This window comes from Flavobacterium sinopsychrotolerans, assembly GCF_900110375.1.
GTDB classification, from domain to species: Bacteria; Bacteroidota; Bacteroidia; order Flavobacteriales; family Flavobacteriaceae; genus Flavobacterium; species Flavobacterium sinopsychrotolerans.
Genome location: NZ_FODN01000003.1, coordinates 102,850 through 123,969, shown reverse-complemented (window position 1 = coordinate 123,969; position 21,120 = coordinate 102,850). Strand labels below are relative to the sequence as shown.

Here is a 21,120-nt window from a genome sequence, read left to right as displayed (position 1 = left end):
ATGATAGAATTTTACAGTACTAATCCTGTAGAGTTATGAAAAGTTATAGTACCAAGTTCAAAGAAGTAGTTATCGAAATAATAAGTGTTTTATTAATTCTATTATTCGTCTATAGCGTACTGAGTAAAGTACTCGAATTCCAAAATTTTCAAGCGCAGCTGGGTCAATCCCCGTTATTAAGTGCGTATACTGGATTTATTTCCTACGCTGTTTTAATAGTGGAATTTACAATTGCCTTACTTCTTGCTTTTCCTAAAACCCGCTTTGTAGGCCTTTTATCATCATTTGTATTAATGGTGATGTTTACCGCATACATAATTGTAATTCTCAATTATTCGTCTTTCGTTCCATGTTCTTGCGGTGGTATATTGGAAAAACTAGGATGGAAAGAACACTTAATATTTAATGTTGTTTTTACAATCTTGGCAGCAACAGCTTGCTTGATTAGTACAAGAAATAAATCGAAAACAATCTTTGGATTAATAAGTATCACAATTGTAGCACCTACCATAATAGTGGCACTATACATTAATTCCGAAAACACAATGCATCGCGAAAATCCATTTATCCGCCGCTTTATTCAAGGTTCAGCAACAAAAATTGCTGAAATAGATCTAAAAAGTAATTCGTTATATTTTGTTGGAGGAAATAATAGCACAATTTACATGGGTGATAATAAAGCACCGCTTCACATAACTGCTTTTGACACTAGTTTGAAAGTAAAAAACCAATATAAAATCCAGTTAGAAAGAGAAAATTTTCCATTTAGTACCGTTCAAGTGCGAATAATACCTCCAAACTTTTACTTGATGGATGGTACAGTTCCGGTGATTTATAAAGGAGATATAGCAAGCTGGAAAGGTAAATTAATAATGCATAGCAATAATTACTATTTTTCTAAAGCTGAAGTTATAGCTGCAGACAAAATTGCATTTCGGGCACAAGAACTAAAATCATCAAACAACATATTGGGAATTTTTACTTTCTCAGATAGTCTGCAGGTACAATATGCTCCCAACCTGTTACAAAAACAAATTGATGGTTTCTTTGATACAGATGGTATGATGCTCTATGATTCAAAACTTCAAAAATTGGTGTATGTCTATTATTATCGCAATCAATTTTTAGTCGCTGATAAAAACGGCGACTTAAAGTATAGAGGAAACACAATTGACACTACAAGTAAAGCAAAACTCAAAGTGACATTTATAAAGGAGACAGGACAACGAAAAATCGCTTCTCTTCCGTCCACAGTAAACCAACTTACTGCCGTGTCTGGTAATTTACTCTTTATTAATTCCAAGCTAATAGGACGCTTCGAATCCAAAAAGATGTGGAAGCAAGCAGCAATTGTAGATGTGTACGACATCGAGCGAAACATCTATTTGTCTAGCATTTATATTTATGATGTAAATGGAGCCAAAGTACAATCGATGCTGATATCCGGAAATAATTTGTTTGCAATAATTGGTCACCACATACACAAATACCGTTTGGGTAAAGATTTTTTCAATATCCCCAAAGCCATGATTTACAATACAAAACAATATAAATAATTTACTGGCGCTAGTGACAGGGTTGAGACTGAAAACCTGTAAAAAAGAGTAAGTCAAAATTTTAATTTAATTTTTTTTACTATGAAAACAATTGTAAAAGTGATTCTGCCAGTATTGGCATTCACATTAGCGAGTGCTGCAGCGGTTAGCACTAATGAAGCTAAAATCAAGGAGTCAAAAAAAACGGTTTTAATTTCGGGATACATTCAGAATCCTTCCCCCGAAGACTGTCTCCAAGTTAATGTAGATTGTACTCCTGTAAACACTGGTCAGCTATGTATGTCCAGTGAGGCAACTCCCAGACAAGTTTTTGATAAAAACGAAGGGAATGCTTGTAGCGTCAACTTATTCAAAGTGATTGACTAGAAGCAAAAATTGTAAGATGCAGCTTCCCGCAAAGGAAACTGCATCTTATTTTTAATATTGTTCCACAATGGGAACTCAGTGATTCATGAACTCCCCTAAATTAATAACAACCCATGAATATTTTTTGTTTCTTTTTCATGAAGGAAAAAAGTAAACTCATTCTTTAATACACAAAAAAGAACCGGCAATAGTAAACGTTCCTTTAGTCCCTCTTCTCCCGCCCTTAAAGAAAAAGCATAAAAAAACAACGAAGAATTGAAGTGGCAGTGCTCCGCGAGTTGAGTCCGCAGGACGAACGGCTCGGGGCATGGAACGGCAATTCAAGGTAGTTTTTAAGCTTTTTATTTTCAGGCAGTGAAATCGAAGATTCATGAATACCAAAAAACAATAATAAACCATGAATAATTTTTTGTTACTTTTTTCATCAAGGAAAAAAGTAAAAACCATCCTCATCAACAAAAAACATATAGTAATATTCCACACTTGATTTTTTGTTTCTTTTGTATCAAGACAAATCGAAGATTCAGTGAACACCAGTTAAAATAAAATTTTAGTGAGCTAAAAGAAAAATACCCTTAATAAATAAAAAATTAAAAACACTACTCCTCTCTATCCGCTTTCATCCATTGCGCCTTGACCTCCCTCTTCAAATAATGACCAAGCCAATCCTGAATTTTATAGGTCAAATCAATCTGATTTTTAGGATTAAAAAAAATATGACCATCATTAGGATATACCAACATAACATGCTCTTTTTGCAATCGCCTCAGTGCCGCATAAAAAGTTGCTGCCTGCCTGGGTTGTACATTTTGATCTAATACACCTGCCCAAGTCAGTAAAGGAGTTGTAATCGATCTTGCGTTAACTAAAGGAGAATTGCGATAATACGCTTCACGATTCTCAAAAAAAGAAAATCCCATTCGATACTGTTGGTTCTCATACCGCCACCCATCCATGGTATTGTAGTCAGTATTTATAGTAAAATAATGCCCCAGAGTGTCCGAAACTCCGTTACCACTTATGGCCGTCGCAAACATGGAAGTCTGAGTGATGATAAAATTGGTCTCATAAGCCCCAAATGAATGCCCCATCAAGCCTATCCTTCCGGCATCAGCTATTCCCATTGCAATGACTTTTGAGGCGGCGTTCGTCACACAATCTACAGCAGAAAATCCGGTATTTCCTTTTTCAAAAGCAATATCTGGTAACAGAACAGCATATCCGTTGCTAGTGAGATTCGTTATATTAAAACCCAAAGTATTGTATTGTGTAGGATTGACATAACTATTGACATCACGTGATACTATTTCATAAATATAAACCACCATGGGATATCGTTTGGTCGAATCATAACCTGCGGGATAAAACAAAGCCCCGTTCAAAATCCTGCCTTTACTATCGGTGTAATGAATCATTTCTGATTTCCCCCATTGATACAATTCGTAATGAGGATTACTTTGCACCAAAACTATAGCCGGTTTATCAATACTACTTTGAAACATAAAGCTGGGAGGTCGATCAAAGCGTTGCGTAACATAGACAAAAGCATCCAGCGCTTTGGTCTTTTGTAATTTACTGATAGAACTAGTATCCATTACAAGAGGCACCACACCCTTTTTAGGTTGTAAAGTGTAGTATCCAGTTGAGCCTCCATATAAATCAAGTACGGTAAGCAAGAGGCTTTTTGAAAGGTCATATCTAAAGATTCCTTTTCCTTTATAATTAAAATCATGTCGATCTGAAAGGGCTGAAACATCAAAACGAAAACGCAACTGCTTTTCTTTACCATCGGTCAGGCGTTTTCGTACCAGTCCATCAGGAGAAATGGCCCAAATATCATGATAATCATAATAAAGTCCCCATTGATTGTCTGTAGTCCAGCCGGGCTGTCCCCAAACATTCAATTGGTTTCCAGGATCAGTGGCACTGTTATCCCATGACACATTAAGTCCCTTGGTGACATTAGTATGGGTTTGCTGTTTTAGATCATAAACCCACCAATTACTTTCTTTATAATAGTTAATATACCGTCCATCCAGCGAAATACCCATGTGATTAATAAGACCTGAATGTCCCTTTAAGAATAATTCCCGTTTACCGGTTGCAAGATGTACCAGATAATAATCCATATCGGCAATCCACTTATATTGTGGATTGTACTGCAAAGGGTCAGCCACAAGAGCATAATCTTGATTACCGCTCAACATCACCCAGCGCTGCTCCGCAGTATTGATTTGACGCACAATAGCACTCTTAGGATACCAAACAGCAAGGTATTGTGGATACTTTACTGTAGCCGATAACTTCCGGTCGGGAAATATCATTTTGTCTTTTGCATGCCAAATTTCCACTGCATCTGCTGACATCCTATTAGGTTTGGATACTTCAGCCGATATCCCGAAAAATACCTTTTCTCCATCTCGTGATAGGGTTAACTCCACGTTTTGATTAGGTGCAATTTTCATAGAAACGGGGAAATTTGCATCCGTACTTTTTAAAACATGCTGTTGCCCCGATTCAATATCATAATAATAGAGCTCCTCCTCTCCCTCATTAACACCATAAAAAACAATTGCTTTTCCTTTATGTTGCCATCGTAAAACTTTAAAAGTCTGAGCTTTTTGTGGTACTATAAAGCGTTTAACATAAGTTCCTGCCAATGTTAGAGTTCCCACTTGACCAATACCATTTTCCGTGCTCGTATAAACCAACATATTTTTAGCATCATTCAAACGGTATTCCGTCACATTCGAAATGACATCGATAATCATTCCGTCTTTTCGAATCACAAGCGGGCCGCCCTGACCCTTTTCCATCGTGACAAGATAGTGAGTGTCTGATGAAAAATCATAGCGCTCTACACCGGGAATCACATTCTCTTTGCCATTACTCAAATCAATTAAGGAAAGACCTTCTTTCTTGCTGCATGCAAAAGTGCGCTCACCGTTAAAAATTCCTGCCCGTCCTCCAGGTAAAGAATATTTCTGTCTGGTTTTAGTATTTAGAACAAACAAGGTGTCTGCCTTGGACTCGTAAGACATATGAAAACTAGTCCATTTTCCTTTCGAAGAAATTTGCTCTCCCCTCATCGTTCCCCAAAGCGAATAATCCCCCTCAGTGAGTTGCTTTTTGATTGGCACCTGTCCCAAAACGGGACAGGGAATCAACCCTATTAAAGTTACAGCAATAATACTATAAACAATAGATCTAAAATAATCATGCATTAGTAACCGGGATTTTGAGTGAGTTTTGTATTAGTTAACAACTCTTTTTCAGGTATCGGCCATAAGGCATCATCCCTATTCCACGCTGATTTTACTGCAGGTAGAACTGCATCAAGAGTAACCGTCCGCTTCAAATCAAAAAACCGGTGTCCGTATTCGGTAAACAATTCAAATTGTCGTTCCTGAATAATCGCAGCTACAATTGCATCAGCACCAACAGCATCAATATCAGGCAATCCTGCTGTACGCCGCACTACATTTAGGTCCTGCTTTGCTCCTGTCAGTTCTCCTTGTTTGGCTCGCGCTTCAGCTCTGATAAGATATTGTTCCGCCAGTCTGAAAACAATCGAATATTCTACAGCGGTTCCGGTATTGCTTTTTTGTTTGTACTTTTTGGAATGGTACCACTTAGAACTTCCATTTGATATGGTTGCTATCCAATGTGTTTTCCTAAGGTCATTGGTTGCAAATGAATTAAACAGCGCTGGGCTCAAACCGACAAAGGGCGGTGGTCCCGTCATAAAAATAAAAGCGGAACCTTCATCCGTATTATTACCCGCTAGTTTGGGAATAAATTGCCAAATAGTAGACTTACTTTCCTTGAGGAACGTTTTATCAATATTGTTTTCCCAAACGTAAAGCGGGTTATTCAAAACAGCCGAAGCAGCATTCGAGGCTGCTGCCCAGTCCCCATTGTATAGATAAACGCGCGCAAGTAAGGCAACCGCTGTAGACCGATTGGGTCTGACCCTATCAGAACTGCTATAGTTTTCGGGCAATAAGGCAATCGCCTGATTCAAATCGGCTATAATAGTATTATAAACTTCAGTTGTAGGAATTCTTGATACGAGCCGATTGGTCTCATAATCTGTAGAAGTAATATAAGGCACATCACCGTAAAGGTTTGTGAGGTAAAAGTGTACCAATGCCCTTATAAAAACAGCTTCTCCGATGTACAAATTCTTGTCGGCTTCAGAAAGAGTTTTTGAGTTTTCACAACCCAATATAACTGCATTCGCGCAGTATATCTGATGATAACTTTCATTCCATAATTGTCCAACAGTCGCCGTATTAGCCAGCAGTGTATTATTAAATAAGAAAGAAGTATTTTCGTTACTCGTTCCATAATAAATCAATTCATCTGCATATAGCCCTAAGCTGACACTACTGCCTATCGTTAATCCAGTCAGTATGCCAGTATCACGCAGTTTAGCATAAACATCCGCCATAGCAGCATTTGCCGTCGTTCGGTCTTCAAAAACTAGGTTTCCGGTGAGTTGTGAATCCGGAATATCCACATCTACAAAGGAATCACATCCCGCAAAAGGTATCAATATCAAAAATAGCACTAGTAGTATATAATTTTTCATAATTAAAAATATTTGATTAAACTGCCTCGGGGTAGAACCCACGAGGTATAAATGAAATTAAACACAGATTCCATACACGAATGAAGCTAACTGGGTAGCAATTTCCGCAAGAAACTACACAATCCAAGTCAAAATCAATCCCAACGATAAACTCATGAAAACCTCCTCTTATCGCCCTTATATTTTTATACCAAAAAATCACGGTAAGGATATGAGCGCTGGTCGAAGGGAGTGACCCCGGAGTCGAGTGTGAAACACGAGCGGCTGAGGTCGCGATAGGGAAAATCTGTCCGATGATTTTTGGGATAAAAATATTCAGGCTTGATTTTTTGTTTCTTTTGTATCAAGACAAAAGAAAAAACACTGCGTATAAGTAAAAGCGAACTGACTAAGTAAAATGATTTGATTAAAAAGTCAGCTTTACCCCTACGGCATTAACTCTCAATGGGGGCAGATAGCCACCAAATTTAAACTCTGGATCACCATTAGTATATTTGGTAAATGTCAGTAGGTTCTGTCCTTGCCAATACAATTGGCATCGCAAACCTTGGCTGAGTTTCAATGGTAAATCATACGTGAGTGAAATGTTTTTAAGACGAACATAAGAGGCATCTTGCAACGCTGCATCACTCGATCCAAAACGATTGTAAGCTGTTATTACACTTCCGTTCTTCCCCGCAGTATAGGGTTGTTGCGCTGCTGAATCCGCTACACTCGCCAATTGATTAACCAGTGTGCCAGGAACTCCGGGCAATGCACCGAAAGCTTCCTGCTTCACAAACTGAAAAAGGAAGTCCAATTGCACTCCTTTATATCGGAACTGATTCGATAGCCCTCCAAAATAACTAGGCGTCAAATCAGCCAATGCCTGCCTGTCGCCTAAGGCGGTAGTGATTCCGTCACTGTTAATATCTTCAAACTCATAAACACCGGTTGTCGAATTCATTCCTGTATAATGATACACTTTAATAATGCTCGTGGGCTCCCCCACCACATACGTATTGGCATAAGTCGATCTTTTAAGCCCGGGAAACGAAATCAATTTATTTCGGTTAACTGAAATATTGAAATTAGTAGACCACTCAAAGTGTTCACCAGTCAAGTTTACCGTTCGCAATGTCAACTCGAAACCACTATTCTCTACCGTAGCATCCAGATTACCATATAACGAACTAAATCCTGTAATTCCCGGTAACGGTGCTCCAACCAATTGATTCGAAGAACGATTAAAGTAATAAGCAGTCGTCAGGAAAATACGATCCCTCAAAAATCCCGTTTCAAGAGCTACTTCAAATTTTTTATTACTTTCCCATCCAAATTCAGGATTAAACAATCGTGTGGGCTGCAATCCTATAGTTCCTTGGTAATTATTGCCGGTGGAAATATAGGTATCCAGAAACTGGTAATCGCCTATCTGATCATTACCTGTAATTCCGTAACTGGCACGTAGTTTTCCAAAACTTAGGATGCTATTGCCTTTCAAAAAAGCTTCGTTCGAAAACAGCCATGCAGTCCCTACTGCTCCAAAAGTACCAAACTGCTTACCCGGTCCAAAACGGCTCGAACCATCGCGACGACCAGTCAGATTAAGGATATAACGACTATCCCATGTGTAATTCAAACGGGCAAAAAGAGCCTGATACTTGTAAATCGTAACGTCACTCAATCGAACTGCCTTGGTAGTCGCTGAAGCCAAATCGTGGATAAGACTGTTACTCGCAAACCCAGAACCGAACTGATAAAGACGCTCGGTGCGCTGGTTTTGTAATGTACTTCCCAACAGGGCCTCAAAACGGCCTTTACGGATAGCCACATTGTAATGAATTTGTGGCTCCACAATCCAAGAACTGCGGTTAGTAAAATTGGTAGCAATACTTGAGGACTTACTGCCTAAACCAAACGAAGGGTTATACATTGTCGAAGGCTGGGTCCGGCTCTCATTATTATCCAAATCCGTAAAACCAAAGCTTGTTTTAAATTCCAAATTTGGCAAAAATCGATACGACAATACCGTATTAGCGACAAGATCATTGATACGGGATTCAACTTCTGATTGCAATCCCGCCAAAGGATTAGTCCATGTTCCATTTTCCCAATTCAATGCTCCTTTGGCATCATGCAAGTCGGGAGCATTAGGAGCTAAGGTTCGTGATACTGCCGTGAGATCTACAGCAGGCTGGTTATTATTTTGCGAAGTATAATTGGCTGAAAAAGTAATTTTAAAACGTTCATCATCTGAAGTATGGTGCATACTAAAATGTCCTGACCCCTTAGTATATTTAAAATCCCCCGGAAAAACAGTGGTTTCAGTTCGGTAATTACCGCTCAACAAATAGTGTGTTCTGTCGCTGCCGCCTGATACCGAACCTTGTAAAGTATAAATTTTTGCCGTGCCCCCTATCAACTTATCTTGCCAATCCGTATAACGATTCGGACTCCAAGTACCATTAACATCATAAGCTGAACTTGGATATACAGTTACACCATCATTAACGAATGCCTGTTTTCGCATAGCAAGATATTGCTGGGTATTCATAAGTTTTGGAGTATCGGTCACAGTACCAAAACTGCTGGAGGAATTAATACTAAAGCGAGTGACTCCTGCCTTTCCTTTTTTAGTAGTAATCAAAACCACACCATTAGCACCGCGTGAACCGTAAATAGCCGTGGCATCAGCATCTTTTAAAACCTCTATACTTTCAACATCAGAGGGATTGATCGAATTCAATGGACTAGTTAAGGTGGGCGCAGTACCAGAGGTAGCTGTAGAACCAATGGTTTCAGAGGAATAAGGCACACCATCTATAATATACAGTGGCTGGTTTCCATCCGCACGCAAACTGTTTTGTCCTCGTATTTTGATGGTAAAAGAACCTCCCGGAGAACCACTATCTTGCACAATATCCACTCCTGCCATCTTCCCCTGCATAGTAGCAAGTACATTGGTTACAGGTTGGTTTTCAATGTCTTTTGAGGTGATTTTCGCAATACTTCCAGTGCGCTCGCTTTCTTTAACGCTATAATAACCTACATTAATTTTCACTTCCTGCAGTTGGGTAGCATCTTCTTGCAATTGTACGTTTAGTATTTTACGTCCGTCAATCGGTTGTGTAACCGTTACAAATCCCATAAAACTAAAGACTAAAATATCGGTGGGGGCTGCTGTAATTTGATATTGCCCGTTAAAGTCCGAAATAGTTCCGGCTGTAGCTTTTCCTTTTATGGAAATAGTCACACCAGGCAAAGGGTTTGTACCATCAGTGATGATACCACTTATTTGACTTTGTTGCCGTAGGGACTGCATTGGCCTCAGTACCTTGTTAGCTGAAGCTGGGGTGTAGCTTAGTGAGAACCCGATAATAATCAGGTACAAAAAAGCCAAGCCACCCTTGTAAAATGAAATTTTTTTCATAATATTGGTATAGTTAAATGAAACGTTAGTTTTGTTAGCATTGGTCCTCTATGCAGTTGTCCAGACGGTTGGAGGGCCTTTTTTTGTTATGTTATTGCGAAGCACAGCTTGTCCGCCGTGGTGGAAAACAAAGCAATCTCTCTATTATTATTCTATCATAGGCATTATTTAATTAGATTTATATACTTCTTTTCGGATTCTGTATGCAACATTTAAAATTCAACATGTATTACCTTCTCATAAAACTATCTCAACCATAAAGCCACATGCACATCGTTGCTATAAAAAGTAAAATTATTCCTATTTGTATTTGTTTGTAGTAATTTCATTATAATAATTCAGATGTTATAAACTCAATTGTATTCCTAAGGTAATGTGGCGTGAGTGTGATATAAAAAAGTAAGATTGATTTTGAGGATCGGCGTCTTTGCCTCTTTGTTCCTTTGCTCCTTTGCTTCTTTGCCCCTTTGCTTCTTTTTTTCTCACAATTCACAATTAAAAAAAGAGCCTGCACTGAAACACTAACTCAAAATAAAGAAACAGTACAGGCATTATGTAGATAGTATTTTTTTTATGTCATAGGCATACGGGCTTTAGCGGGTTAAACTGCTGCGAGACAATGAAAAAGGATGAAGAGTTGCTAAGAATCTAAGGAAAGTATTGTGCCTATTAGAAATAAAAAATGGCATGGAACTCAGCTTACTGCACCGTGGGTACTGGTATACCTTGCAACAATAAGTGAGCCCACGCCATGGGACGTGAGCATCGTACTTATCATCTCGTTGCTAAAATTACCAGTTTTACGATGCGAGATTCAAAGCGAATGCTTCAAATATTTTATATGAAGAATCGCAAAAATACACTATTTTAATGTAATGATAAAACAAATATACTAAAAAACATCTACGTGGTAATATATTGCCACATTAATTTCTTTGAATTTAAAGAAATTGCCTAAAACATAGGCTATGATTAATGAAACTACAAAAAGTGAATTTTTACTGCAATTTGGTAAAAGACTCGGAGAAATAAAAAAACAGAAAGGTTTAAGTTATAGGAAGATTGCTGAAAATTGTGATCTCGACGCAAGTTTTATAAGTAAAATTGAAAAAGGCACTGAAAATATAACTTTAGAAACAATACTTAATTTATCGTATGGACTTAAAATACAACCTAAAGAGTTTTTTGATTTTAAAGTAGATTTAGAAAAGGAATAATTGGATTATAAATAAGTAAGGTGCTATAATAGACTGCCCCCAAAAAGTTAGACACTTATTGGGGGCATTTTTATGAGTAGAAAAATCAAGTATTCGATAACTCTACCATTTGTCTATCAGTTACTATAGTTCTGGAATTTGGCAAAGTCCATTTTGCATTACTTAAAGTCTGTTCAACAAAATGTTCTCCTATAGAAAAATCAGATTGCTCTATAAGAAAAATAACTCTAACCATAGAGTCAAGTTCTTGCCTCAAAAATGAAATCGTTTGTCCATATAATTCATTCAACAACATTAAATTAATTGCTTTCCTATGTTCATTTGATCTTTCTCTTAAAAGCCTACAGAACTTTACTTTATTTGTCATTTTTTTTTTTTCGCATTTCCTCTAAAACATTGATAGGAATCCAGAGATCTTCTTTCTTACTATATTTTAAATATACAGGATGTTGATATTCATCATTTGCTTTCTGAGCTTTTACAAAATCTAAAATTTTATCTAAGGATTCTTGAATTATTTCATCGCTAAGGTCACCTTTTAATTCAAAATCAAAACCGGTATTTTTGTCATGTTTAATTTTGACTCCAAATGTAATTTCTTTTTCTTCTTGTGTTTTGGAGGTGAGTTTATAATATTTCTTTCCTAATGTTTTATTTCTAACAAAAATTATTGCTTGTTTTATAACATCCCAACCTGCATTCGTACCAACACCTTTAATAAACTCGATTACGAAAGGAGAACTTAAAGCTAAGTATGTGACAAAATCAAAATCATCAAGACTAGCTATAGCTTTTCCGCTAGAATTAAATAAATTTAATTCTAAATTAGCAGTTAATAATTGGTTTGATAATTCATTTAAATCTGTTTCGTTTAACTCACCAATATATTTTAAATGAACTATATTATTACCTAATTCCATAGACGTTCTTCTTTTTTTTTGTAAATAATCCTTACTATAACTCTTAAACTAAAACTTATTGGGTTCTTTAAACCTTTTTATATAAAAACAACCCCTTGTAAAAAATCTCAAAATAAAGAACGTCCCCAATTACATTTTTAAATAACACGAAAGTAGATGTAGTTTAATTATTTTCCTAATAAATTTTTACTTACAACCAATAAAAAAGCCCTCATTTTTGAGAGCTTTGATTTATTTTAATCATCGTAATGAAATCTACATTGTATTATAACGCACCTTTGGTCAATGCCTTTAGTCCCTGATACTTTATAAACTAATCTATGTTCACCAGTAATTCTTCGTGACCAAAAACTTTTCAAATCATGTCGTAAAGGCTCCGGTTTTCCAATTCCTTTGAATGGATTTTCCCTAATGGATTTTATTAATTCTTTAATTTTTATAACAGTATCTGAGTCGTTTTCAATCCAGTATTCAAACTCTTCCCAACCATTCTTTGTAAAGACTATATCCATTTTAAGCCGTTTCTAATTCATCAAAATTGTAAGTAGTCAGTTTACCTTTCTCCATTTGTTCAATAGACTCAGTAAGTCTTTTTCTATTTGCTTTGGTTGAAAGTAAGTGTTGCGTTTCCATAATTGAATTGTATTCTTTAATTGAAATTATTACAACTGCATCCTCTTCATCATTTCTTGGAACAATGATAACCTCAGATGATTCAGAAACTTCATCAAAATAACCTTTGATATTTTTTCTTAATGTTGATATTGTTACCGCTTTCATAATATTATATTTAAGTGTACTTTATATTGTACGTTCAAAGGTACAAAAAAGTTACATGTAAATACACTTTGAACAAACTTTAACAATTAGTATAATTCAAATTGATTAATTTAAATACTTGGAAAATAACGATTTATCATTTCCATTGCTCCGATGTATTCATTTTAATATATTTTTCAGTTATTCCTGCTATACTATTGAGTCATTATTTTTCAAATGGCAATCTTTTAAAGGTTTACCACTTTTACAAGGACAGGGGTCATTTGGTGAGTAATAACTTTCTTTAACTATAAAATCAGGTTCGCCATTAAAAATTCCAGACTCTCCTGATTCAGCTAATTTTAATATTTCATCAAATTCTTTTTTAGCCCTTTCCATATCTTTTTCAGTAGGTTTTAATCTTTCTGATAATTTTAAGTTGAAAGTTTCATCCCAAATCTTAAAAGTTTCGGTGTCTTTGTCTGGGGGATGTTGGGACCAATTATCAGGAGTATTTAACTTTTGAAATTTTGCTAAATCTTCCTTTAATGATAGAAGAGATATAAAAGTCACTCCTTTTGGTTCAATAACATTATATAATGCCATAAGAAATTTATCATTTGTACTGAATACTTTTGCAAAAGGCGCATAAAACAAATATTCTAAATCCAGTAAGTTTGTTTTTCTCTCTCCCAGAAGATTATTATTAATCCCAATATAATACATTGATACTATTGAATAGCAATAGAATGCATATTCTGCAAAAGTTTCTAAATCGGGAAAGGGTTTACTACTCCATCTATGAAATATTGCTTCTGTTGTTTCAGAATCAGTTTTAAAGTATTCTAACATTTTCAATAACGCTTCTCCGGGTTCAAGCTCAACATTCATTCTCTCGAGAAAACGTACTTTTAGTTCTTTTAATTCTTTTAATTGTTCTTCATCTGAAAGTTTTTTATTTATTTCTTTATTATCTCCCAAGCGTCTCTTAATATCTGTCAAGTGTCCAAAACATTTTTTAAAATCAGATATGACAGTATCATCCTTAGATTCACTCCTCCATAAATCTGAAATGATTTCATCTAGCGTATCAAACCTACCTTCTTTCCATCGTTTTATAGATTTTTCCTCTTCTGTTTCTTTAAATTTTAGTCCATTTTTCCCTTGAGTACTTATTGACCTATCAGCAATTAAAAAAGGTCTGTTATCGGCATCAATAAATTCTCCTAATAATGATTTTTCAATAACTATTCCATGTCTCATGTTGACATAAGCGTTATATGGAAACATTTTTTTAGACAAATTAATAACTTCGGTGTTCTTCTTCCTTCTTTTTCTTCTTTTGATAAGTCACCTAAAATCTCATTTATCAAAAGAGGTGCTATGCTTACATCATAGTATCTATGTAACTCAATAATATTCTCATAATTTAATCCTTGAAAAGTTGATTTATCTAATACTATTGGTAATGACATGGTTTGTTAGACTTAAATGGTTATTATTATATTTTGGTCGATTATTACCAAATATAGAGAATTATTAAATTGGAAAGAATTTGTTTATCAATTCCCATTGTTGTTGGCTGTTCACTTTGATATATTTTTCAGTAATACCTGGCCATTTGTGACCCGCCAGTTCCTGTGCCCGTTCCAAAGGCTGTTTCTTTTCATTTAACCAGTTATAAAAAACACTACCCGCTTGCGCTTGCGTCTCGCTCGTGCCCATAATCAAAATCAATAAATAGCTATTTCTAAAACCGTTTGATCATTATTCCTGAAGGCAGAACTATATTGTCTGACTATGAATCAGTAACCTACAACCCCTTAAAATATAGAAGTGTTTCTTTTATATAAATCTAATTGAAATAAATTTTCAACTCATAGAATAAATATCTTTTGTAACTAAAATTTATACACTCAATTCCAGAATCATAAACTCCTAATTTACAAGATTTACTCGTGATAATATAATTCTACAACTTGCTTTATATATGGTAAATAGTTGAAATTTATTTAAATTTATGGTTAACTATTTTCTGGACGAGACAGAAAGCAAAAAAGCCTACTAATTAATGGTAGGCTTTTTTAAATTAATTCTTCTTATCGTGATCGTGAGGTTTTAAAGTTGGATGCTTAGGCTGATTTTCAGGAGTAACTCGTTGTCTTCTGTCTTCTTTTCCTTCTTCAGTCTTTCTTTTGGGACCCGGTTTAATGTCTGCTTTAATTGTTACCATAGTGTTATTTTGGTTAGGTTAATAAATTAGTAAGTAATATAAAAAGTGATGTTTTTTACTATTTCATGTTTACAGGCTGTCAACCCTCGACAATTTTCAGTATAATGGAATTTCTTTGCTCCTCTTGACCCGCAGATGTATACTTTAGTCTCTATTGGGTGAAAAGAAGTTAGAGAAATAAGAAGAACGATTACAATAGATTTCATTTTAATTATTTTGAGGCTAATAGTGTTAATTCACTTTTAAGTGATATTCATTTCCGTCCTTGTCAACCGCTTTTAGCTTGCCATAATCAATCCATTCTGCTGTGATCTCAATTTCTCCATCAGTCGTAATTAATACACCAGCGCCGTATTTTCCTTGGATATTAATGTTTCCAGATATTGAATCTCCTAAATCATTACATCCACTTACATCATAATTATACTCATAATGTCCTGATTTGCCCGTGCGATATTCATAATGGCGATGGGTGTCATTATGATATGTTTTAGCTTCTTCAGGAGTAATAGTTTTTCGATCATCTGGTTCGATAACTTCCTTAAAAAAAGAATTGATGTTTTGGGGAGGCTCTTCCTTTTTACAGCCAATGATTCCAAAAGCTACTATTATAAATACTATTCTAAAATTGCTAAGCATTTTCGTTTATGGAATTAAAATAAATATTGATATAAAATAGTTACTTTTTTATTGATCAGTCTGGATTAGGCATTGATTTGAGTAAGTCCATTTATTAAGGTTTTATATCCTCCAAAAGTACTTCCGAATTTTTGTGTAAATTCATAATTACTAAAGTGATATTTTTCATTAAGCCCCGTATTTGTACTCAAAGAGATTTCTCCGTATTGAACAATCGGTATTTGATAATTCCCTTTAAATCTTTTATCAGGGGAACCATTCTTATTTACTTTTGCCCAAGTTTTATCTATTATTTTGGTGTCACTGGGAATAGTTCCTGTTTCTAAAAATCTTGAATAACTATGAAAAAAGTTTATTTCATTTAAACCTATAATCGCAAATTGCAAAGCTGAAGAATGCATTATGATAAAATTTGGGTAAATATATAAATCTGCTCCATTAGCATTTTTAAGCCATAATACTTCGAATCTAGTTTTTATATACGGGAGTGACTTTATGCCAAATTGTACCTCTCTCTTATCGATTAATGCACTGGCAGCTGAACGTGTGATTTTTGTGTCTTGAGAATGAGAACTGGTAACATCCCAAATTTTTTGAGATTTTGTCAAATTCTTAAAAGCTAAAACCATATTTTCATATTCAGCTTGTATTTCGTCTTCAAATTCTACATCAAGTTCAACATAGGATTTTTCAATTTTATTTTGAATTTTTATAATCACTTCTTTTTGCAAGCGAATATCTTCCTTAATTTTTTCGGAGATATCTTTTTTAATTATTCCATAGAGCAAAAAATAACTTGCAATTCGTCTGAGTTTAGAATTTCCTAAAGCTTTCTTTATTTTTAATAAATCATTCTTTAAATCTAAAGCTTGTTTCTGTACAGTTAAGATTACTTCTTTTATACCTTGCATATCCTGACTGGTTATTTCTTCTACATCGGAACTAAAAATGTTGTCTTCAGTTTCACAAAGTATCGGATTTAAATTTTCAGGTAAATTCGGAATAGAATTATGACTTAATTTTTGTCTATTATGTAATCCTAACCCAAGAATAGATGTATTTAAATAAGTCCCCGTTTTACCAAAATTAATATTTGCCCCACGCACTCCAATTGAAGTACTAATACCTTTCTTGCTAAAATTCAAATGAATTCCAGGTATAATTTTTACTCTTTTATGATAACTCCATGCCATAGGATTACTTATTTATTGATGATTTTTATCTAATATAAAGTTCTTAATGATTGCATCCATATTGGAGGGTAGGTCTGCAGTTTTAATTTCAAAATGTTTTATTTTCATTTCTGTAAACCATTTACTCCAATAGGCACGGATTACTTTTTCTTCATAAGGATTATTTTTATTTGGGTTTATTCCTAAAACTAGAACTTCAAGATTTGATAAGTCATCGTTTGCTTTTATAAAACCATAATGCTTGTTTTGAAATTTTTCATTCCAATCTTTATTATTCAATCCGTTTTTTCTAACTAGTTCCGGAGTGATATAAGTAGTTAAATTTCCTTCTATTATTTTGGTATCTTCATAAAAAATATATCCATCAGTTAAGACTACAAGTATATTTCTGTGTTTATAATCTATACACTGATCTTTCACTTTATTTTCAAAAAAACTCCATATATCTGAGCCTATAAAATTATCATCTTTTATTGCAGACTCGTATATTTTTAAAGTCTGAGCGGCATAATTTGAATTTATTGAATTCAGATACTCTTTGGACGCATTATTTTTATCAATAGCAATTCTTAATTTTTTAGAAATAGAATTAATTTCGGGATCCAATGGTTCCGGATTGAAAAATAATTGCATTTTATCATCCATCTGTCTTATTCTTTTTGATCTCAAATGTTGAGTAAAGGCTTCAGAAATGGATTTTATATACCCTAAATCTCTTTGAAAATATTCCATTGTTGGGTTGGGATTTTTTTTGACACTAATCCTGTCCGATAAATCCAGAAGTATACTAATGTTATAATTTTCCTGAATTGGGTGACCAATTTTCGTTATATTCTTATTTTCGACATCTTGTTTACAAGAATATACAGAAACGATAAAAAATGACACTAAAATAGTTTTTAAAATAGCTTTCATAAGATTAGTTTTTAGAATATACTAAATGTTGAAAATCAGGATCAATTAGATTTAGCTTGTCCAAATGCTCTATTGATAAAATATCACAGTTTACCAATAATTCTGTTTTCTCCTTATGAGGCAAAGCTATTTCAGTATTAATCGCCTGAAACCAGCCTTCTTTATATTGATGATGATAATGAAGATATTCTTTCACTGGAAATACAAAACCATCTATTTTTGATTGGAGTTCTGAAATCTTACCATTAATAGTAACTATCTGTTGTTTAAAATCATTGACTTTATTACTATATTCCGTTGCTAGTTTTTCTAAATCAATAAGTTTTCCTTTTTGTCCTCTAATGTATGCTCTGATTTTATCGATATTTTCGAATTCTTTCATCACAAAATCAAAAACAAGTCCCCAAATAATATACACTACAAATCCAGCAAATATGATCATCCAAAACTCAGCTTCGCCTAATGCTATATCTAAATTATAAGGAGAGGAATCAGTAGTTTTATTAAATTCATATATTTTTTTCTCAATTTGATAAGCCAGAAGTGCGTCAAACAAAAATGTCGTAATAAATAAACCAATGATTCTAATGATATTTTTGATACCCTTTACTTTTTGTACCATATGAATTACATAGCCTAATCCCATGAAGACAAAAGGAATAGTAATTACTAAAACCCCTTCTAACCAACTTGCTTTAAATGAGTTTGTCAATGCATCTGCATCAAAAATGGCAGCTGTTAAACTATCATTTGAAAACTCTTTGAAAAATGCAGAATAAGAGGCTGAAATATAAAATACCACTAAATAAAGTGTTATGGGGAGTAATAAGACCAATCCGATATAAAAATGTGCTTTTAGACCTTTGCCGTCTTCAATTCCAAATTTGTCAGGATTGCGTTTTACTTCAACGATTTCACTTTTTATCTGACCAACATCTTCATTCAGATCTTGTTCTTTTTTTTCATAAATTCCAATTGCCGCCTCACACTTTTTTAGTTCTGTCCTATTTTTTTCTTGTTCTTCCCTGTAAGGTTGTTTCAAACGGTCTTGCTCTAATTTTTGTTTTCGACATTGATCTTCAAAACTCATGTATAAATTTTGAAGGCAAGCTTTTAAAACGATTGGTTTTCCAGTCGCTTTTATTGATGCGGCAAAGCCACTCTGATAATAGGTTATTCTTATTTGTTCCCTGTCATTTTCATTTTCATCAATACTATTTTTTGGAGCTTCATCAACTTTTTTTAGACTGAATAACTGTGTTAGTGATTTCATAACTTAAGAGTTTAGTTGATTAATAATTTCTTCTTTGCTAATGCCTTTCTTAACACAATCAATTAGATAACCAGTTAACTCGTTTATGTTTTCATCTAAAAAATTAAATTTACGACAGTATTTTTTGAGCATATTTAATTCATCATCTGTTACCTTCTCATCAGCCCAAATAATTCTGGCAAAATCGTATAAGTATTCAATCCTTGTATCTAAATTTTCTGGAATACTCAACTCGGTATTGATTGGATTAAGAAAAAGTTTATCGAGTTCTTCTTTTGGAATCCCACGTTCATCCGCAAAATGATATAGCATTTGAAGTTCTAATACGTCAAATTGATCATCTGTTAAAGCCATTTGATAAAGTCGAAGGAAATGACTTTTCAATTGAATAGTCATACTAGGATTTGAATTCATATTTTGAAAATTAGATTATTAAAAATGTCTTATTTACTTTATTCAAACTAAGATTTTCTTGCTTTTTTTGAATTTTTTCTACTTTTAATGTTTTTTGAAACAGGTTCCTTTTTTAGAGTAGGCGCACAAACACCGCAGGTTCCTCCTTCTTTAGCACAGTGCTTACAACCCGAACAATTTTTACAGGCGGCGCAATATTCAGAACCGGAACATCCCCTGCTCTCACAGGTTGAAGCAATTAATTTTTTTGAATTTGTTTGACTTGAAGCAGTCCAAGTAAAAAGGAAAAATAAAAAGGAGTATAAAAATAGTTTCATAATAGATTTTTCTTAATTAAAGAGTTGATAAAATACGACACCTAAACCCAAATACATGATAAATGCAAATAGACATCCACTGGATTTTGATGTATTAAATGATTTTCTATAAGAAGCACCCGGTACTCCAGTCCTTACCGAGAAACCCTTATTACTAATAGTTCCAGCCTTTGTTCTTAAGCTTGGAGAAATCCCAGACTTACTTATATTTAAGCCAAGTCCTCCTCCAAGTTTAATTCTTTTTTGAAATCGAAAGCCCATCACTTGAATCCTAAGTGGTATGACATTGATTAGAGCATTTTCTGCATCCATTTGATTTAGGATACGTTTTCTTCGCTTCTGCAACTGCCGGTTTACAATTTGAATATTCTCCCAAATATTTTCTATTGTCAGAGTTTGGAAGATAGCTACAATCTTCAGTATGCACTTCATGGTCACCGTTTGGTTGTGCATTTTTGTTCACATAAAACTTTATCATACTTTTTAATTTAATAATTTATTTCAAAAATAAAACCATTAAAATTCAACACCTTACGGTAAACCACAATCTGACTCTTTATTTTCTTTAAGCAATAAAAAAAGCCCCTGAAGGAGCTTGAATGTGAAATTTAAATGAGTGTTTACTAGGAAAAACTTTAAATAATGCCCAAATCCTTGGCTATTGCTACCAGATGTACCGTATTATTTGCTTTGAAATAAATTTTGAGTTTACTGACCTGTTTTTCAATAGAACTTTTACTATTAGGGCTAATGCCTTCTTGTTTAAATACCGTTTCCATATTTTCTTGGGATATTCCTATGGAGAGATACTTGATTAATCGCACATCATAATTATCTATTTCTCTTGTAGTTTTATCTTGAAGCAGATACAACAATTCAGGAGAAACGTTTTCTGGTTCATTATTGTAGGCTTTTTGAATGGCTCTCTTTAGGTCGTATATTGTGTTTCTGCCTTTTATTACATAGCCATCTATATGCAGCTCATCAAATAGCAATTTGATACGATGTGCTCTGTCTTCAATCGAAAAAACAATTATTTTAATGTTAGGACACTGCTTTTTAACCGCAGCTATCAATTCCTCGCCCGAATTGAGTTTATTCAGCTGGTGATCCGCTTTAAAGGACAAATCAGAAATAAGCAGTTGAAAAGGAGCACCATCTAAATGTGCTTTTTTTATCTTTAACAAAGCTTCATCACAATATTTTGCATATTGAATTTCGAGAACATCAAGCTCATTTAGTATCTGGGCAGCACCCAAATCATTAAAATCAATATCATCCGCAATTAAAACTTTTGTAAACATATTGGTAT

At 34.3% G+C, this 21,120-nt stretch carries 22 protein-coding genes; 3 read left to right on the top strand and 19 right to left on the bottom strand.

Annotation, left to right across the window (positions count from 1 at the left end):
- Window positions 1-35: 35 nt before the first annotated feature.
- Together BMX64_RS07435 and BMX64_RS07430 are read left to right on the top strand one after the other, a co-directional pair.
- A complete protein-coding gene (locus BMX64_RS07435; protein WP_091169450.1) occupies window positions 36-1,556 on the top strand; it encodes a MauE/DoxX family redox-associated membrane protein in 1,521 nt (506 codons plus the stop codon).
- Between the two features lie 81 nt (window positions 1,557-1,637).
- Window positions 1,638-1,922: a DUF6520 family protein gene (locus BMX64_RS07430; protein ID WP_091169446.1), complete on the top strand. Its 285-nt coding sequence runs from the start codon at window positions 1,638-1,640 to the stop codon at window positions 1,920-1,922.
- A 599-nt stretch (window positions 1,923-2,521) separates the two neighbouring features.
- On the opposite strand, the gene BMX64_RS07420 is transcribed toward BMX64_RS07430, so the two are convergent.
- The 3 genes from BMX64_RS07420 to BMX64_RS07410 form a co-directional block, all read right to left on the bottom strand.
- Window positions 2,522-5,146 (bottom strand): S9 family peptidase, encoded by a 2,625-nt coding sequence (locus tag BMX64_RS07420; RefSeq protein ID WP_091169441.1) that lies wholly within the window; start codon window positions 5,144-5,146, stop codon window positions 2,522-2,524.
- Entirely contained in the window at window positions 5,146-6,516 is a 1,371-nt protein-coding gene (locus BMX64_RS07415) for a RagB/SusD family nutrient uptake outer membrane protein (protein ID WP_091169439.1), read from the bottom strand. The genes BMX64_RS07420 and BMX64_RS07415 overlap by 1 nt, the downstream gene beginning before the upstream one ends.
- A gap of 406 nt (window positions 6,517-6,922) precedes the next feature.
- Window positions 6,923-9,820 carry a SusC/RagA family TonB-linked outer membrane protein gene (locus tag BMX64_RS07410; protein ID WP_317614714.1) on the bottom strand — a complete coding sequence of 966 codons (2,898 nt, stop codon included), beginning with the start codon at window positions 9,818-9,820 and terminating at the stop codon, window positions 6,923-6,925.
- A 1,076-nt stretch (window positions 9,821-10,896) separates the two neighbouring features.
- Here BMX64_RS07410 and BMX64_RS07405 point away from each other — a divergent pair.
- The gene (locus BMX64_RS07405; protein WP_091169434.1) at window positions 10,897-11,145 is read left to right on the top strand and encodes a helix-turn-helix domain-containing protein; all 249 of its coding nucleotides are present in this window, start codon (window positions 10,897-10,899) and stop codon (window positions 11,143-11,145) included.
- A gap of 85 nt (window positions 11,146-11,230) precedes the next feature.
- On the opposite strand, the gene BMX64_RS07400 is transcribed toward BMX64_RS07405, so the two are convergent.
- The 16 genes from BMX64_RS07400 to BMX64_RS07330 all read right to left on the bottom strand — a co-directional run bounded on the left by BMX64_RS07400 (window position 11,231) and on the right by BMX64_RS07330 (window position 21,112).
- On the bottom strand, window positions 11,231-11,512 hold the full coding sequence (locus tag BMX64_RS07400; protein WP_091169430.1) for a hypothetical protein: 282 nt from the start codon (window positions 11,510-11,512) through the stop codon (window positions 11,231-11,233).
- Entirely contained in the window at window positions 11,502-12,065 is a 564-nt protein-coding gene (locus BMX64_RS07395) for a hypothetical protein (RefSeq protein ID WP_091169426.1), read from the bottom strand. The genes BMX64_RS07400 and BMX64_RS07395 overlap by 11 nt, the downstream gene beginning before the upstream one ends.
- Before the next feature lie 236 nt (window positions 12,066-12,301).
- The gene (locus BMX64_RS07390; RefSeq protein WP_091169423.1) at window positions 12,302-12,577 is read right to left on the bottom strand and encodes a Txe/YoeB family addiction module toxin; all 276 of its coding nucleotides are present in this window, start codon (window positions 12,575-12,577) and stop codon (window positions 12,302-12,304) included.
- Between the two features lies 1 nt (window position 12,578).
- The gene (locus BMX64_RS07385; RefSeq protein WP_091169420.1) at window positions 12,579-12,845 is read right to left on the bottom strand and encodes a type II toxin-antitoxin system Phd/YefM family antitoxin; all 267 of its coding nucleotides are present in this window, start codon (window positions 12,843-12,845) and stop codon (window positions 12,579-12,581) included.
- 189 nt (window positions 12,846-13,034) lie between these two features.
- A complete protein-coding gene (locus tag BMX64_RS07380) occupies window positions 13,035-14,114 on the bottom strand; it encodes a YecA family protein (protein ID WP_091169416.1) in 1,080 nt (359 codons plus the stop codon).
- A gap of 249 nt (window positions 14,115-14,363) precedes the next feature.
- A complete protein-coding gene (locus BMX64_RS07375) occupies window positions 14,364-14,549 on the bottom strand; it encodes a hypothetical protein (RefSeq protein WP_091169413.1) in 186 nt (61 codons plus the stop codon).
- A gap of 364 nt (window positions 14,550-14,913) precedes the next feature.
- Window positions 14,914-15,057, bottom strand: a complete 144-nt coding sequence (locus BMX64_RS15690) for a hypothetical protein (RefSeq protein ID WP_167543040.1) — start codon at window positions 15,055-15,057, stop codon at window positions 14,914-14,916.
- Between the two features lie 26 nt (window positions 15,058-15,083).
- Entirely contained in the window at window positions 15,084-15,263 is a 180-nt protein-coding gene (locus BMX64_RS07370; RefSeq protein WP_091169410.1) for a hypothetical protein, read from the bottom strand.
- Between the two features lie 25 nt (window positions 15,264-15,288).
- Window positions 15,289-15,696: a hypothetical protein gene (locus tag BMX64_RS07365; protein WP_091169406.1), complete on the bottom strand. Its 408-nt coding sequence runs from the start codon at window positions 15,694-15,696 to the stop codon at window positions 15,289-15,291.
- 65 nt (window positions 15,697-15,761) lie between these two features.
- Window positions 15,762-16,889 (bottom strand): DUF4236 domain-containing protein, encoded by a 1,128-nt coding sequence (locus tag BMX64_RS07360; RefSeq protein WP_091169402.1) that lies wholly within the window; start codon window positions 16,887-16,889, stop codon window positions 15,762-15,764.
- A gap of 12 nt (window positions 16,890-16,901) precedes the next feature.
- On the bottom strand, window positions 16,902-17,804 hold the full coding sequence (locus tag BMX64_RS07355; RefSeq protein ID WP_091169399.1) for a hypothetical protein: 903 nt from the start codon (window positions 17,802-17,804) through the stop codon (window positions 16,902-16,904).
- 4 nt (window positions 17,805-17,808) lie between these two features.
- Window positions 17,809-19,077 carry an ABC transporter permease gene (locus tag BMX64_RS07350; protein WP_091169396.1) on the bottom strand — a complete coding sequence of 423 codons (1,269 nt, stop codon included), beginning with the start codon at window positions 19,075-19,077 and terminating at the stop codon, window positions 17,809-17,811.
- A gap of 3 nt (window positions 19,078-19,080) precedes the next feature.
- The gene (locus BMX64_RS07345) at window positions 19,081-19,491 is read right to left on the bottom strand and encodes a hypothetical protein (RefSeq protein WP_167543039.1); all 411 of its coding nucleotides are present in this window, start codon (window positions 19,489-19,491) and stop codon (window positions 19,081-19,083) included.
- Window positions 19,492-19,820: 329 nt separating this feature from the next.
- Entirely contained in the window at window positions 19,821-20,120 is a 300-nt protein-coding gene (locus BMX64_RS07340) for a DUF4236 domain-containing protein (RefSeq protein ID WP_208858964.1), read from the bottom strand.
- On the bottom strand, window positions 20,080-20,286 hold the full coding sequence (locus tag BMX64_RS07335; RefSeq protein ID WP_091169389.1) for a hypothetical protein: 207 nt from the start codon (window positions 20,284-20,286) through the stop codon (window positions 20,080-20,082). Before BMX64_RS07335 ends, BMX64_RS07340 begins: the two co-directional genes overlap by 41 nt.
- Before the next feature lie 157 nt (window positions 20,287-20,443).
- A complete protein-coding gene (locus BMX64_RS07330; protein ID WP_091169386.1) occupies window positions 20,444-21,112 on the bottom strand; it encodes a response regulator transcription factor in 669 nt (222 codons plus the stop codon).
- Window positions 21,113-21,120: the final 8 nt, after the last annotated feature.

Coding starts and splice junctions, on each gene's coding strand:
- BMX64_RS07435 (WP_091169450.1), top strand. CDS start 36: ATGAAAAGTTATAGTACCAAGTTCAAAGAAGTAGTTATCGAAATAATA.
- BMX64_RS07430 (WP_091169446.1), top strand. CDS start 1,638: ATGAAAACAATTGTAAAAGTGATTCTGCCAGTATTGGCATTCACATTA.
- BMX64_RS07420 (WP_091169441.1), bottom strand. CDS start 5,146: ATGCATGATTATTTTAGATCTATTGTTTATAGTATTATTGCTGTAACT.
- BMX64_RS07415 (WP_091169439.1), bottom strand. CDS start 6,516: ATGAAAAATTATATACTACTAGTGCTATTTTTGATATTGATACCTTTT.
- BMX64_RS07410 (WP_317614714.1), bottom strand. CDS start 9,820: ATGCAGTCCCTACGGCAACAAAGTCAAATAAGTGGTATCATCACTGAT.
- BMX64_RS07405 (WP_091169434.1), top strand. CDS start 10,897: ATGATTAATGAAACTACAAAAAGTGAATTTTTACTGCAATTTGGTAAA.
- BMX64_RS07400 (WP_091169430.1), bottom strand. CDS start 11,512: ATGACAAATAAAGTAAAGTTCTGTAGGCTTTTAAGAGAAAGATCAAAT.
- BMX64_RS07395 (WP_091169426.1), bottom strand. CDS start 12,065: ATGGAATTAGGTAATAATATAGTTCATTTAAAATATATTGGTGAGTTA.
- BMX64_RS07390 (WP_091169423.1), bottom strand. CDS start 12,577: ATGGATATAGTCTTTACAAAGAATGGTTGGGAAGAGTTTGAATACTGG.
- BMX64_RS07385 (WP_091169420.1), bottom strand. CDS start 12,845: ATGAAAGCGGTAACAATATCAACATTAAGAAAAAATATCAAAGGTTAT.
- BMX64_RS07380 (WP_091169416.1), bottom strand. CDS start 14,114: ATGTTTCCATATAACGCTTATGTCAACATGAGACATGGAATAGTTATT.
- BMX64_RS07375 (WP_091169413.1), bottom strand. CDS start 14,549: ATGGGCACGAGCGAGACGCAAGCGCAAGCGGGTAGTGTTTTTTATAAC.
- BMX64_RS15690 (WP_167543040.1), bottom strand. CDS start 15,057: ATGGTAACAATTAAAGCAGACATTAAACCGGGTCCCAAAAGAAAGACT.
- BMX64_RS07370 (WP_091169410.1), bottom strand. CDS start 15,263: ATGAAATCTATTGTAATCGTTCTTCTTATTTCTCTAACTTCTTTTCAC.
- BMX64_RS07365 (WP_091169406.1), bottom strand. CDS start 15,696: ATGCTTAGCAATTTTAGAATAGTATTTATAATAGTAGCTTTTGGAATC.
- BMX64_RS07360 (WP_091169402.1), bottom strand. CDS start 16,889: ATGGCATGGAGTTATCATAAAAGAGTAAAAATTATACCTGGAATTCAT.
- BMX64_RS07355 (WP_091169399.1), bottom strand. CDS start 17,804: ATGAAAGCTATTTTAAAAACTATTTTAGTGTCATTTTTTATCGTTTCT.
- BMX64_RS07350 (WP_091169396.1), bottom strand. CDS start 19,077: ATGAAATCACTAACACAGTTATTCAGTCTAAAAAAAGTTGATGAAGCT.
- BMX64_RS07345 (WP_167543039.1), bottom strand. CDS start 19,491: ATGAATTCAAATCCTAGTATGACTATTCAATTGAAAAGTCATTTCCTT.
- BMX64_RS07340 (WP_208858964.1), bottom strand. CDS start 20,120: ATGGATGCAGAAAATGCTCTAATCAATGTCATACCACTTAGGATTCAA.
- BMX64_RS07335 (WP_091169389.1), bottom strand. CDS start 20,286: ATGATAAAGTTTTATGTGAACAAAAATGCACAACCAAACGGTGACCAT.
- BMX64_RS07330 (WP_091169386.1), bottom strand. CDS start 21,112: ATGTTTACAAAAGTTTTAATTGCGGATGATATTGATTTTAATGATTTG.